Here is a 12,778-nt window from a genome sequence, read left to right as displayed (position 1 = left end):
AACGGGAATAAACTTGAAGCTCATAAAGCACACCCTCATGAATCTCATGTTGTACTAAACCGACTGCCGAGCAAGGATGATTCTATATGGGGATTCAATCTTTTCTACTTAGATGGAAACTTGGCTGGAAAGCACAATATATAGGAGGATTTACCGTCTGCATCAAAGATGCCATACAAAAACATCAAAAAAAGGCAGATTTCCCCCTCCCCAAAACGGGTAGTTTTCCGTGGGTTTTTAGTTTCACCGCGATCATGGACTTGCGACAGAAGTTGAATAACGAGGAACAAGAATCGTCGTAACATGAGTACTACCACAGGTACGACAAGATCCTAGAGTTGCTAATCGCGACTCTGTGAGTATAACGCCCCAGATAGCGAAGCACATGAGCAGGTGATTTAAACGGCTTCTTGCAGAAGACAACTATCTATTTTATCACTGGCAGATGGCCTTCGCCCTTCGGTTGTGAGATTTACCTGTACCCGAATTTTGTCCCAGTTGTCAACAGAATCGCCACTTGCGTTAAGAAACAATTTCCTTGCTCTGGTCAAACCTTTATCGCCGAATGAAAGGAGACTTTCACGTTGGGTTCTGTGAGAAGCTCAGGGTGAAATTCCCTGAGTTTTTGTGCCTTGAGCGCAGCGAAAGGAATGGTTATAAATATGGAAATCAGAAAAGCAACGCTTCACGATGTCAAACATATCAGTCGTATTCACGCGTTAAGCTGGAAGTCGGCCTATAAGGGAATTATTCCACAAGCTTACTTGGATGATCTTAAAGAAGATTTTTGGGTATCAGCTTTAGAAAATTGGATAAAAGATGATGTATTAACAGCTCAGATTATTTTTGAAAACGACAGAACTATTGGCTGTGTTGCTTATGGAAAATCCAGAGATAAATCTCTGCCAGATTGGGGCGAAATTGTTTCTATTTATCTTTTGCCTGAATATTTCGGTAAAGGATGTGGTAATAAGCTGTTAGAAACCGCTTTATTAGATTTAAAACAATCTGACTATCAAAACATTTACTTATGGGTACTTAAAGAAAATCTAAGAGCAAGACATTTCTACGAAAAGAATAAGTTGCAATGTAATAAGGATGAATGCATTTGCGAAATTATGGGAAAACAATTTACTGATATACGGTACATTTATTCTTTTGAGAATTACACCCAATGACATGATCTCCGTAAAACAAGTCGTATTTTTCTGATTAAGCGTAGGGCACTCCGAATAAATTTTCTGGTTCCTATTATCCATATACTAACATAGAGCTAGTGGCTTACCTCCTGATAGTAATGTTGTAGAGAAAAACTACGGATGCAGTAGCAAAGTATCTGGGATTAAACTCTTCCTAATTATATAGGGCAATAATTGAAGCAGTTCGATTAAACTGCTTTTTCGTTTTGGTGGAGTGAATAACCAATAACATTCAAAGAACCACATAATGAAAAACAACCAGTTTTGGTTGCGTTAAATGGAGCTGGTGATGGGAATCGAACCCTCAAGCTGGTGATGGGAATCGAACCCTCAAGCTGATAACGAATCAACTACTCTTCCAATCGAGCTGCACCAGCGTGTATTTTATCAAGAGTTAAAAAATTCCTTCCTACTATAAATGCAAAATGTTACAGGTCGCAAGGCCTGCTTTTCATCTTAAGGAGGATTGTTATGGTTAACGTTTTCATAGATCCTAAAGTCTTAACGACAGTTATGAACTGCTTTAGGTTTAGTCTTACTTGATTTATTTCTGGGTATCCTGCTTTCAGTCAAGCAGGGCAATTTCGACGTTCGGAAACTGCCCCAGTTTTTGACGAGTGGTGGTTTACCTTATTTAGGGTCGTTGATATTGCTAGCTATATTTGCTAAAAGCATCCCCGCTATGCAGCCGTTTTTATACATCTGCTGCGACGGTAGTGGCAAAGTTTATGGTTGATATCAAGGATAAATTGACTAAACTGAGCAATGGGCTGGATTTTGAAGAGCTAAAGAAATAGATGTTAAATCTTCATCAGCTTTATTAACTTTAATTTGAGGTTCACAAGGATTACTTAGTAAGCTAGGTAATATAAGACTCAAATTATCTAGGTCAAAAGGTTTCGTTAAAACGTGCTTGACAAGACCATTCTGAACAGCCGACGTTAAAGCATTATCTTGGGTATAACCACTCATTACAACCACTTGCGTCTTTGGACTTATTTGTTGCAATTTGTTCAGGGTTTCCATTCCACTTAGACCAGGCATTTTCAAATCTAAGAATGTTAGTTTGGGTTTCTCCTCACTAGCTATTTGTAAAGCAGTATGGCCATCGGCTGCTTCTTTAACGCAAAAATCCTCCCGAGATAAAAATTCGCGCATAAGTTGACGTACACCAAAATGATCATCTACGACCAAAAGGTAATCGTTACTCAAAGATAACCATCTCTTTTCTTTATAGAATGAGAAAGACCTATACTTAGAGAAGCAACATTTAAGTGGAACTCAGTAGCTTACTACAAAGAATACTTCGTTTTATACTATATAAAGTCCTCTAAAAATTCAGACAATTTGCGCAAGTATTCTGAATACTTTATGACGTTCTTAATCATGGCAAACTATTACATTGATATTCTCGTAAAATGCACATATAATAAGAACACTAGTTCGGTATAATACCAAATTCATGTACTGTGAGGCGAGTTATATGAATGATGTATGTGCAGATTGTAATCGAAAGTTGCATTGTATGGAGCCTTGTGAAGCCTGGTTAATTGCCCAGAACCAATGTCCAGTGTGTGGAAATAAACTTATTCATGTTGGAGGATGCGCCGAATGCATCACCAGAGATTGGGCAAGGTGTGGTTAATATGAAAGTTGTTATGAAACCGATCGAGGTCGTTACAACTCACTCCAAAGAAGGAGTTATACGTCCTGAGAAATATAGAATCATCGACGGTGAGGAAACAATCGCGGCTGTCGTGAGCTCATCTTTAATTGCCAGGGAGTGATCAATGGTTACATGAAGAACTTTGAGTTGAAATACAGAGTCGCAGAATGTAAATGGTTTTTGTATCGCATGTAATTTGGATGTCCACCTAGGACGGACACCAATCGATAAAATTTATATTTTAGAGACTTAGTAGCATAGATAATCGAAGCAATAACGAGTAATCGAGAGATCATGGTTATTTTTGAAAACATAAAATGCTGCAACAATGAAAACGCCCAGATCGGCCGTGAAGCCTGATTATGGCGTTTTTTAAGGTTTGGGTATGTTATTTACTTGACATAGTGCCCTTTATCGGACTCAGGCGGTTTTTATGAAGGTTCGGTTTCGTATTTGTAGAGGGGTTACTATGAAAAATGGGAGTTTAGTGATCCAAATAACTTTCCGATCACTTCAACTGCTACGGTAAAATAAAGCTATCATGGAGGAATTAAGAGAATAATGTCGAACTAATTATAACGTCGATTTAATATAAAGAAAATAATAAGTCAAAGAGGCATTGGATATTTTCTTTTGTAAAATGATCAAAGATAAATACGAAAGGATGTAATAATGGATGGGATTCAATGAAAGAATTGAACCACCTATATATATGATTTGCCAAGCTAGCTTTATGATAGTCCATTGGTAAAATTAACGAGAGGCTCATACTTCTTTTAGCACTTCGGTTATGGAATATAAGTAGAATAGAACCCAATACCTGAAAGCATGGGGAGGAATAACAATGCGCTGGTTCAATAACTTAAAAATCCTTACAAATCTCATAGGAGGTTTTCTTATTGTTCTAATCATCTTAGCTGCTGTCGGCTTTTTTGGCATTACGAGTATTGAAAAAGTATCCCAGCAAAGTGATAAGATGTACGGAAAAATGCTGGTGCCTCTTAATGAAATGGGTGAGATATCGACCAAATTTCAAAGGGTCCGTGTCAACACGAGGGATATCATACTTGCTACAACACCTGAAGAGATTAAGAAGAATGAGGACTTGATCAATCAATATCGTAAAGAAATAGGAGCTTTGGCGGATCAATATGAAAAGGAAATTGTTTCTGATGAAATGAGGCAGATGTTTAATGAATTTAAAGAGGCTCGTGTTGAATATGGGGACCACTTGACTGCTTTAATAGGGTTAGCTAAAGCAAATAAGGATATTGAAGCCTTTGCATACCTCAATGGAGACATGCGGACCTCTGCCAATAAAGAAATGGAATTAATCGATAAAATGGAAGCAAAAAAAGTTATTGATGCTGATAATCTAGCTATAAGCAACGAAAGTATCTCTAGAAATACATATATCATGATGCTGGTAGCTATTTTTGGTGGGATTTTCCTGGGCATATTGATCAGTATTCTAACCGCTTTATCAATCACTAGACCACTAAAAAAGATTACTAATGAAGTTAAAAGTTTGGCAGAGAACGGCGGCGATTTGACTCAAGTTATACCAATTGATACGAAGAACGAAATAGGTGATCTGGCCCGAGCCACTAACAAGTTCTTATCGAATCTTAGAAACATCATGATCCAAGTAATGGAAGGGTCAAAGCTAGTAGCTATATCATCCCAACAGTTGACAATAAGCTCTGAACAAACCGCTTTGGCTACAAATCAGGTTGCTGGGGTTGTAAGTAGCGTGTCCCAAGGGGCGGAAGAACAGGTTAGTTCCGTTGACGAGGCATCTGCTGCGGTAGAGCAAATCTCCGCTGCTATTCAAGAATCTGCAAGCAACGCTGACAGTGTGGCAGCTTTGGCAGACGCGACAGCAAGTGCCACGGAAAAAGGACTGAAAGCTGTAGGAAATACAATTGTCCAAATGAATAATATTAGACAAGCAACCGGTCAGACTCAAGAGGCAATTACCAAACTTGCGGAAAGTTCTAACCAAATTACAGACATAGTAAATATTATATCAGGCATAGCCGCTCAGACCAACCTGCTTGCCCTTAATGCGGCTATAGAAGCAGCTAGGGCCGGAGAGCAAGGACGTGGTTTTGCGGTTGTTGCTGAAGAAGTGCGAAAGCTTTCTGAACAATCTCAAGTAGCGGCCAAGCAAATAACGGATCTTATAGCACTGAATCATACAAATATTAATAACGCTGTATCCTCAATGAATAACGGCGTAGCTAATGTGCGGAACGGTATCGAGGTGGTCAACACCGCCAATGATGCATTTGAAGATATCACCAATCTTGTTAGTAAGGTAACAGTCCAGATTCAAGAGGTTTCTATAGGAATTCAACAGATGGCAGAGTCTAGCCGCAATATTGTAGTTTCTATGGAGGGAATATCTCAAGTCAGCAAAGAGACTTCAGTTCAAATGGAAACTGTATCGGCATCTACCCAGGAACAATCAGCTGCAATAGAGGAAATTGCAGCATCAAGTCAAAGTATGGCACAGATAGCGGAAGAGTTGAAAAATACTGTTGGTAAATTTAAGGTATAAATATTGGAATACCAAAAAAACCGAACTGATCTGACTGTGGGACCTGCAGAGTAACATCTGCGGGTCTCACTTTTTTGCAAAGGAGTGAGCATTATGACCTTGTTTCAAAAGGAACACGTACAACGTATGCGTAGTGAGGGAAAAAGCTACTCGAAAATTGCAGATTGCCTTGGTATCTCAGAAAATACCATAAAATCTTATTGCCAGAGAAATAAGCTCAGCAGTATACCTACTACTAGGAAAGAGGATGTCGAGAAGGAGTCTCTTGATTTCTGTAAAAATTGCGGCAAGTCTATCCAGCAGCGACCAGGTATAAAACTGCGAAAATTCTGCTCTGATGAATGTCGAACAACTTGGTGGAAAAGTCATATGGACCAGGTCTGTAAAAAATCAATCTACCATCTAGAATGTGCGGGATGCAGAAAGCCGTTTGACAGCTATGGAAATAAGAACCGGAAATACTGCTCGCATGCTTGTTATATTAATGATCGGTTCAAGAAACAGGTAGTGCTGGAAGCGAGGAATGTCAGATGACGACGGAACAATTCGACCGTGAGAAATCTTATCGTGTAATGCTGTCTATTGCTAAAACTATGCTTCAAAAAGGATTAATTACTGAACAAGACTATAAAAGAATCGATAGAATGATGCTTGAAAAATACCGCCCATTATTAGTGGTTGTCTAGCACAGTATAACTTGCTATACATAGGTAGTAGAGCTAACATGTGATACTGAAAGGAGGGTTTTTAATGGAACGAATCATCAAGAAAGTGCCGCCAACAAAACCAATTGTGCCAAAGAAAAAACGTGTGGCGGCCTACGCCAGAGTATCCAGCGGCAAAGATGCCATGATCCATTCGCTCTCAGCTCAGGTTAGCTACTACAGCGACTATATTCAGAAGCGTCGGGACTGGCAATATGTTGGCGTCTATGCCGATGAAGCATCGACCGGAACCAAAGACGACCGAGAACAATTCCAAAAACTTCTCGCAGATTGCCGGGCAGGTCTTATTGATATGGTTATTACGAAATCCATATCGCGGTTTGCTCGAAACACTGTGACAATGCTCGAAGTGATCAGAGAATTGAAAGGGATCAATGTGGACGTGTTTTTTGAAAAGGAGAATATTCATTCTCTTAGCGGGGATGGCGAGCTGATGCTTACCATCCTCGCTTCTTTTGCTCAGGAGGAAAGTCGCTCGGTCAGCGAAAACTGCAAATGGCGGATACGAAAGCAATTTGAGGAGGGGGAAATTGTTAATTGGCGATTTATGTTCGGATACCGTAGTGTGGATGGCAGAATGGAAATCGAGCCGAAGGAAGCGGAGGTTGTACGTTTGGTTTTCAGCGACTACATAAACGGCGAAAGCACGGTATCCATTGCCCGCAGGCTTCAAAGCGAGGGTATCCCCACAAGGTTTGGCGGTCAATGGTCGGTCAGACGGATCATTGATATGATTCGGAACGAGAAGTACACAGGAAACGCACTCCTGCAAAAGAAATATGTAACAAATCATCTGACGAAAGTTCTTACCTTAAATCGTGGTCAGCTTCCCAAGTATTTCGCCGAGGATACCCATGAAGCCATTATTAATGAAGAAATCTTTCGGCAGGCGCAAGTTATCTATGAGCGCAACAAGATAGACGCAGCTACAAAAACTTCCACGACTCAGCGGTACTCATTTTCGGGGTTGATCCGTTGCCCGCACTGTGGCAAGAACTACAAACGCAAGATTAATCACGGGAAAGTGTTATGGAATTGTGCAACTTTTCTTAAAGAAGATAAAGCTATCTGCCACACCAAGCAAATCCCAGAAGAAACACTCTTTGCAATAACATCCGAGGTTATAGGGCTTTCGGAGTTTGATGAGACGGTTTTCAAAAAGGTTATAAGAGAAATCATTGTTCCAGAGTTTAACACTCTGGTTTTTGTTTATAATGACGGACAGCATATCAAACGCGTTTGGCAAGATCGCCCACGTGGTGAACGGTGGAGCGAGGATTTAAAACAGAAAGCTCGAGAGCGAGAAATTCAAAGACGGGGGGAAAGTAAATGAGAGCAGCAAGAGCAGTTACAGTTATTCCGGCAACAACCGCCCTTTTTTCTCCGCTACAGGTTGGGGTGGCAGCCAAGAAACGAGTTGCAGCTTATGCCCGAGTTTCGACGGATACCGAAGAACAGCTCTCAAGCTATGAAGCCCAAGTTGATTATTACACCCGCTATATTCAAGAAAAAGAGAACTGGGAGTTTATTGATGTGTACACGGATGAGGGTATTTCGGCCACCAACACCAAGAGGCGGGGCGGCTTTAATCGGATGATTTCCGATGCCTTAAACGGCAAAATCGATATGATTATTACTAAGTCAGTTTCTCGTTTTGCTCGCAATACAGTGGATACCTTGACCACTGTTCGACAGCTCAAGGAAAAAGGAGTTGAGGTCTTTTTCGAAAAAGAAAACATCTATACCCTGGATAGTAAGGGTGAACTGCTTATTACTATAATGTCAAGTTTGGCTCAAATAAGTACTCAATCTTTGATACAATTAATGAACATACGAAGCCCAGCATTGCTGGGCTTTTCGGCTGTTTAGGGTAAGTTGAGCACCGTTTAGGACGGTGCTTTTGGTGTTTCTTGCATCTTCTTCGTTAGGGATGCACCCTACTCTGGAACGATTGCTAGCTTTCGTTAAAAAGTTTGAGGAAACGTTATAAAGTATCAGCATAATATGTTTTCGTGAACGATAGAAATCAACATATTTTAGACCCGTGGGGGTACAATTTTATGCAAATATGATACGGGGCGGGGTACATGGGTGACAAGTAATGGATGAGTTAATTCAGAAGGTTGTTGAGTTTAGAGATTCTCGAAATTGGGGGCAGTTCCACAATCCAAAGGATCTAGCCATATCATTGAGTATAGAGGCCAGTGAGTTATTAGAAAACTTTCAATGGAAAACTAGTGATGAGAGCGTAACCGCTAATTTCGATAGAATTCAAGATGAATTAGCAGATGTATTAATTTATGCCTTGTTGCTGTCAAATGAATTAAACATTAATCCTCAACAAGCCATTATCGAAAAGATGAAAAAGAACGGAGAAAAGTATCCTGTTGAAAAAGCATATGGATCTAATAAAAAATACAACGAACTCTAGATATAAGTAGGTGGCATTGAATGTTTATCACTTTCCCTGCAGACGAAAAAGTGAAGGCAAGGCTTGATGCAGTCTGTAAATCGCTCAATATTACCTATGAAGAGTGGTTCGAGACAGCTTTACTCGAATCTGAGCATGACGTATTAACGACACTGCTAAGCAGCAATTCCGAAGATCTAACTGGATGGAAGTGGGATGCTAACCTTTGTCGGTTTGTTCGAAGTAGTGACGATGAATGAAAGATGGAGAGGAATATGTTGAGATCAAGAGATAAAGCAATCATCATCAGTTTTATAGTATTCTTAATCCTAAGTCTACTGGATGCCACTCTAACACTTTGGGGACTAGGACAAGGCGCAATTGAAGAAGTGAATCCTGTGATGCGATGGCTAATTGAAGAAAATACAATAGCATTTATGATCGTCAAGTTGTCGCTGCCAGTAATGTTAGGTTTTGTGCTTTGGGAGATACGGGATAGATCTCGTCAGTTGTGTTTCTTGCTCGTTGTGGCTTGTTTTGGTTGTTTACTCTGTTGTGATGATGCTTCATGGTTATTGGATGATAATATCTTTTGAACGAAAAGGAGCTCTTTCTCACCAAATGAAGTGAAAAGGAGCTCCCTTTATTAATTATATTGCAAAGACATATTGCCATGTTACTTAACTTCAAATCAATAAATGAAGGCAACCTTTATAGCTCATTAGATTATTGGGCTATAAAACTATGCCCTCACACGTTTTGTCGTTATGTTAATTATTTTCTGATAATAGAACTATCTGGCAGGAATATATAGGGAATTAGTTGAATTCTAGATCAGAGTGAAAAAAGCCATTTCATACACGGATGATGGGAGATGGCTTGTAGCCATTTTGTCTAGCAGATTATCCGAAGTTAGGGGTAAAAAAGCTCAAACTCCGAATCTGAGCTTGAGTAAATAGAAGGTGGTTCATTTGGTGAAGCTGTTACCTAACTTTGGATAATTACAATGCACGAAACCGCGACGGTTAAGGAAAATGCTATGGGGATTGAATTTCTAATCTCCGTCTAATTCATATGACATTTATGTAAAACTCAGAAGGAATTGTATCGAAGTAGCGTTAATTATGCTAAAACAGATATAGTTTCCCCCTCCCCATAACCGGGCATTTTTTATTAAGTACATGCAGTTTGGACAGCGATTGGGGGAGATTTACCCAAGCTCATAAACCGTTTGGGTTTATCTGATCCGCAATTAGGGCATTTAGATAAATCTAATCCTGTAAGCTTCTGGATGAGTTGGAGGGTTGTAGCTTTCTCTCCAATTTATAAAGGGGTATGGGTAAGTTGTTTGCAAATCTTAAGTTTGGTTGTCTTGTTACGATTACCAAGTAAGCCGTAGTGCCTAATTTTCATAAAGCGACTCGGCAAGATGTGGATAAGAAATCTTCGGATAAACTCCTCTGAGGAAAGAGTCATCACCTTATGCTTACTGTCGTCTTTGTAGTCCCGCCATTTGAAGGAAACTGTATCCTTTTCCATGCTAACGATGCGCTTGTTGGATATAGCCACTCGGTGAGTATATCGCCCCAAGTATTCAACAACACATGCAGCATTTTTAAACGGTGGTTTGCAGTAGACAATCCACTCTTTACCATAGAGAGAGGTGAGCAACTTTTCGAATTCTTTATCGTCGAAAAGATATTTTTGACTTCCGTGGAATTCAAGCTTGTTTTGGTAGTAGAGCTGTTTAAGGTAATACAGGAATTTGCCTCTGAACTTCCGGGAGAGAACTTTAACTGGAATGAAGAATTTCTTTCTGCTGTTTACCCATTTTCCAATGGAGGATAATCCGCCGCCGGGTACAATGCAGTGAATATGCGGGTGGTGCATGAGATTTTGTCCCCAAGTATGGAGAACTGATGTAAAGCCAATCTTTGCACCGAGATATTTTTTGTCAGAAGCTAAATCGGCAAGAGTTTCAGCAACGGTCTTAAACATAAGGGTATACACTGCTTTTTGATTTTGGTAGACCATTGAATTGAGAGTATCCGGGATGGTAAATACCACATGGAAGTATCCGATGTCGAGCAGATTGCTTTTCTGGTTTTCAATCCAACGCTCTTTGGCCAGAGCTTGGCATTTAGGGCAGTGCCTGTTGCGGCATGAATTATAGGAAATACGGGTATGCCCACAACTGTCACAAACCTCCTTATGGCCACCTAACTCTGACGTTCTACATTTTTGAATGGCAGACATCGCCTTATGTTGTGCGATAGTGAGCTTATGGTCAGTACGATAGTTTTTGCCGTATTTTATGAAGATATCTTGGACCTCAGCCATTGTCTTTGTCCGATTCAACCATCTGATCAAGGGGACTTGTTACGTTCAAAGATTCAATCTTAACCAAATGTAAGTAAACGCAGGTCGTGTTGATATTTGAGTGACCGAGTAGTTGCTTGATGCGGTAAATGCTTGTTCCGGATTCCAGCAGGTGAGTCGCGAAACTATGTCGTTTATGGGGAGCTCTCCATAAGAGGCATGGTGTAGCATCGATTCTTATTGATCAGGGTTATCCCATTACAATGGTTGCATCAGCTCTTGGACAAACTCCCTTGACTTGCGCAAACACATATAGTCATGCCATGAGAAGAGGAAAAAGCATTGCCTCTTTGGTAGAGAGGTAAAGGTAATGTTGCCTGGGGTTATGTAAGTACTGCGTCTAGCCAGAAGGTGAAGTAACTACCTTCTCAGGTTTAGGCGTCTGTAAACATTATTCGGGACTTGCTCGTAACTTATCTGCTGGAGATATTACCACGAAAAATAATCCTAGAGGGTACAAGGAAATGAACCGTTGTAAACTCGCTGTTACTAAATAAAAGCTAAGGGCTAATGAATGTTGAGACCTGTCTGGCCACCACACTGATATGTACCAGGTTTACCGAAGCATCCTTTGAGGCACTAGCTAAGGGGGTTGGTTGCATATTACGACATCCGGGAATGGTCGTCGGACCATCCTAAAATCGGTAAGGGTATCACGGAAGTAATGAGATGAAAAAGTCGGAACCTTATTCTTGTGTTCCGGCTTTTGTCCTATTCTGAAATTTGCAATTACAGAAGGAATATTAAGGAAACATGGAGAAGGATAGATGAGGTTAGTTTAGCTTCGCAGCCAATAATGATAAATGGCAGCATTTTCATACGTGGAATCTGCTTAAGTTTGGGACATATGAGGTGAACTAAGATGAATTTATATGAGAGAGATTATACAAAAATACTAAATCAGGATGAATTAAAAGCCGCTGAAGCATACAAAGAGTACCATGCCAAAAAAGGGATTAAATGTACAGCAGATGCTCCTGAAAGATCAAACCCTAATGAAGAGGTCAGAAGGTTTTTATGGCATTTCCATTCACTTTTTCCCAATAATTATTTATATCATTTAGAACCGATGAAAATATTAGATTTGGAAAAGGAATCAAGAGAATTTAAAAAAGTGATTTACAGTGCCAAGAATGAGAACGAAATCCAAAGTTACATTAAAACTAATAGAAAATGGTTTATACCTGCATCACTTTATAAGGAATACAACTTTGCTCATCACGGAGCATTTTTATTCCCTGAATTATCTTTTGGAGCTGAGTATGTATCAGATTATTGTTTGTTGGGGCGTAGTTCTGACGGTTTCAGTATTGTTCTTGTAGAGTTTGAAAAAGCCAATGTACCATTTATGATGCAAACTCAAAACTCTGAGAGTGAAAGTGTAAGAAAGGGAATTACTCAGATTAGAGACTGGAAACGCTGGCTTGACGATAATCGTGAGTACTTTATTCGAAGCATGGGATTGGAAGCGAAGGGAATAAAAATACCAACAAGTCGGATTTATTATTGTTTGGTTGTAAGTAGACGAGATCTAATGGATCAGACCGCGGCAGATCTAAGGAGTCAATTAATTTGTGAAATGCAAAATTTTAAAATAGTATCTTACGACAGATTAGTCGATAACATACTTGCGATTGCTAATGGTTATTAATGACCATCTCGTTGTAATAAGTAATGATATTTGGCGCCAGGATCATTCCCAGATAACAGGAGGGCATACCGGGCATGGTAACGAAGTGCTGTGGCGGGTTGGGTGATTTTATGGGTGGGCTTTTAGTTTGTCATATTAGTTTTGGTACAAACAAAATAACAGGGGTTTTGAAATAGAAAATCGCA

The 12,778-nt window shown here is 39.9% G+C and carries 12 protein-coding genes, 1 tRNA gene and 4 pseudogenes; 12 read left to right on the top strand and 5 right to left on the bottom strand.

Going from position 1 to position 12,778, the window contains the following annotated elements; genetic code table 11:
- Positions 1 to 86 precede the first annotated feature (86 nt).
- Positions 87 to 302 (top strand): hypothetical protein, encoded by a 216-nt coding sequence (locus tag DP73_RS17790; RefSeq protein WP_034601340.1) that lies wholly within the window; start codon positions 87 to 89, stop codon positions 300 to 302.
- Between the two features lie 23 nt (positions 303 to 325).
- On the opposite strand, the pseudogene DP73_RS22795 reads toward DP73_RS17790, so the two are convergent.
- A pseudogene (locus tag DP73_RS22795) lies at positions 326 to 424 on the bottom strand (transposase); the annotation flags it as partial.
- Positions 425 to 662: 238 nt separating this feature from the next.
- Here DP73_RS22795 and DP73_RS17785 point away from each other — a divergent pair.
- Entirely contained in the window at positions 663 to 1,178 is a 516-nt protein-coding gene (locus DP73_RS17785) for a GNAT family N-acetyltransferase (RefSeq protein WP_034601338.1), read from the top strand.
- 328 nt (positions 1,179 to 1,506) lie between these two features.
- On the opposite strand, the gene DP73_RS17780 is transcribed toward DP73_RS17785, so the two are convergent.
- Together DP73_RS17780 and DP73_RS17775 are read right to left on the bottom strand one after the other, a co-directional pair.
- Positions 1,507 to 1,576: transfer RNA gene (locus tag DP73_RS17780), tRNA-Thr, on the bottom strand.
- A gap of 376 nt (positions 1,577 to 1,952) precedes the next feature.
- Entirely contained in the window at positions 1,953 to 2,411 is a 459-nt protein-coding gene (locus tag DP73_RS17775) for a response regulator (RefSeq protein WP_242865796.1), read from the bottom strand.
- Between the two features lie 434 nt (positions 2,412 to 2,845).
- Here DP73_RS17775 and DP73_RS17770 point away from each other — a divergent pair, with 434 nt between their 5' ends.
- From DP73_RS17770 to DP73_RS17735, 9 genes and pseudogenes are all read left to right on the top strand, one after another.
- Positions 2,846 to 2,986: a hypothetical protein gene (locus tag DP73_RS17770; RefSeq protein WP_242865795.1), complete on the top strand. Its 141-nt coding sequence runs from the start codon at positions 2,846 to 2,848 to the stop codon at positions 2,984 to 2,986.
- A gap of 723 nt (positions 2,987 to 3,709) precedes the next feature.
- Positions 3,710 to 5,428 carry a methyl-accepting chemotaxis protein gene (locus tag DP73_RS17765; RefSeq protein ID WP_052090813.1) on the top strand — a complete coding sequence of 573 codons (1,719 nt, stop codon included), beginning with the start codon at positions 3,710 to 3,712 and terminating at the stop codon, positions 5,426 to 5,428.
- Positions 5,429 to 5,521: 93 nt separating this feature from the next.
- Positions 5,522 to 5,962, top strand: a complete 441-nt coding sequence (locus DP73_RS17760) for a helix-turn-helix transcriptional regulator (protein WP_034601335.1) — start codon at positions 5,522 to 5,524, stop codon at positions 5,960 to 5,962.
- Complete coding sequence (locus tag DP73_RS23585) at positions 5,959 to 6,114, top strand: SHOCT domain-containing protein (RefSeq protein WP_165574430.1); 156 nt, start codon at positions 5,959 to 5,961, stop codon at positions 6,112 to 6,114. Before DP73_RS17760 ends, DP73_RS23585 begins: the two co-directional genes overlap by 4 nt.
- Positions 6,115 to 6,154: 40 nt before the next feature.
- Positions 6,155 to 7,486: a recombinase family protein gene (locus tag DP73_RS17755; RefSeq protein ID WP_242865794.1), complete on the top strand. Its 1,332-nt coding sequence runs from the start codon at positions 6,155 to 6,157 to the stop codon at positions 7,484 to 7,486.
- A pseudogene (locus DP73_RS17750) lies at positions 7,483 to 7,968 on the top strand (recombinase family protein); the annotation flags it as partial. The gene DP73_RS17755 and the pseudogene DP73_RS17750, both read left to right, overlap by 4 nt.
- 286 nt (positions 7,969 to 8,254) lie before the next feature.
- Positions 8,255 to 8,584 (top strand): nucleotide pyrophosphohydrolase, encoded by a 330-nt coding sequence (locus tag DP73_RS17745; protein ID WP_034601333.1) that lies wholly within the window; start codon positions 8,255 to 8,257, stop codon positions 8,582 to 8,584.
- Positions 8,585 to 8,604: 20 nt separating this feature from the next.
- On the top strand, positions 8,605 to 8,823 hold the full coding sequence (locus DP73_RS17740) for a hypothetical protein (protein ID WP_034601331.1): 219 nt from the start codon (positions 8,605 to 8,607) through the stop codon (positions 8,821 to 8,823).
- 15 nt (positions 8,824 to 8,838) lie between these two features.
- Positions 8,839 to 9,159, top strand: a complete 321-nt coding sequence (locus DP73_RS17735) for a DUF5658 family protein (protein ID WP_034601328.1) — start codon at positions 8,839 to 8,841, stop codon at positions 9,157 to 9,159.
- A 577-nt stretch (positions 9,160 to 9,736) separates the two neighbouring features.
- Here DP73_RS17735 and DP73_RS17730 read toward each other — a convergent pair.
- Both DP73_RS17730 and DP73_RS22790 read right to left on the bottom strand, forming a co-directional pair.
- Positions 9,737 to 10,903 (bottom strand): annotated as a pseudogene (locus DP73_RS17730) (IS91 family transposase).
- Positions 10,896 to 11,075 (bottom strand): annotated as a pseudogene (locus DP73_RS22790) (tyrosine-type recombinase/integrase); the annotation flags it as partial. The pseudogenes DP73_RS22790 and DP73_RS17730, both read right to left, overlap by 8 nt.
- 729 nt (positions 11,076 to 11,804) lie before the next feature.
- Between DP73_RS22790 and DP73_RS17725 the strand changes: the two are divergent.
- Positions 11,805 to 12,593: a Shedu anti-phage system protein SduA domain-containing protein gene (locus tag DP73_RS17725; protein ID WP_034601326.1), complete on the top strand. Its 789-nt coding sequence runs from the start codon at positions 11,805 to 11,807 to the stop codon at positions 12,591 to 12,593.
- The last annotated feature ends 185 nt before the right edge of the window (positions 12,594 to 12,778 follow it).

This window comes from Desulfosporosinus sp. HMP52 (assembly GCF_000765145.1).
Taxonomy (GTDB): domain Bacteria; phylum Bacillota; class Desulfitobacteriia; order Desulfitobacteriales; family Desulfitobacteriaceae; genus Desulfosporosinus.
The sequence above is the reverse complement of the archived record's forward strand: the minus strand, read 5'-3'. Positions and strand labels throughout refer to the sequence as shown.

Bases quoted from the DNA above. Each gene is read 5' to 3' on its own strand.
- DP73_RS17790 (WP_034601340.1), top strand. From the start codon at position 87: ATGGGGATTCAATCTTTTCTACTTAGATGGAAACTTGGCTGGAAAGCA.
- DP73_RS17785 (WP_034601338.1), top strand. From the start codon at position 663: ATGGAAATCAGAAAAGCAACGCTTCACGATGTCAAACATATCAGTCGT.
- DP73_RS17770 (WP_242865795.1), top strand. From the start codon at position 2,846: ATGAAAGTTGTTATGAAACCGATCGAGGTCGTTACAACTCACTCCAAA.
- DP73_RS17765 (WP_052090813.1), top strand. From the start codon at position 3,710: ATGCGCTGGTTCAATAACTTAAAAATCCTTACAAATCTCATAGGAGGT.
- DP73_RS17760 (WP_034601335.1), top strand. From the start codon at position 5,522: ATGACCTTGTTTCAAAAGGAACACGTACAACGTATGCGTAGTGAGGGA.
- DP73_RS23585 (WP_165574430.1), top strand. From the start codon at position 5,959: ATGACGACGGAACAATTCGACCGTGAGAAATCTTATCGTGTAATGCTG.
- DP73_RS17745 (WP_034601333.1), top strand. From the start codon at position 8,255: ATGGATGAGTTAATTCAGAAGGTTGTTGAGTTTAGAGATTCTCGAAAT.
- DP73_RS17740 (WP_034601331.1), top strand. From the start codon at position 8,605: ATGTTTATCACTTTCCCTGCAGACGAAAAAGTGAAGGCAAGGCTTGAT.
- DP73_RS17735 (WP_034601328.1), top strand. From the start codon at position 8,839: ATGTTGAGATCAAGAGATAAAGCAATCATCATCAGTTTTATAGTATTC.
- DP73_RS17725 (WP_034601326.1), top strand. From the start codon at position 11,805: ATGAATTTATATGAGAGAGATTATACAAAAATACTAAATCAGGATGAA.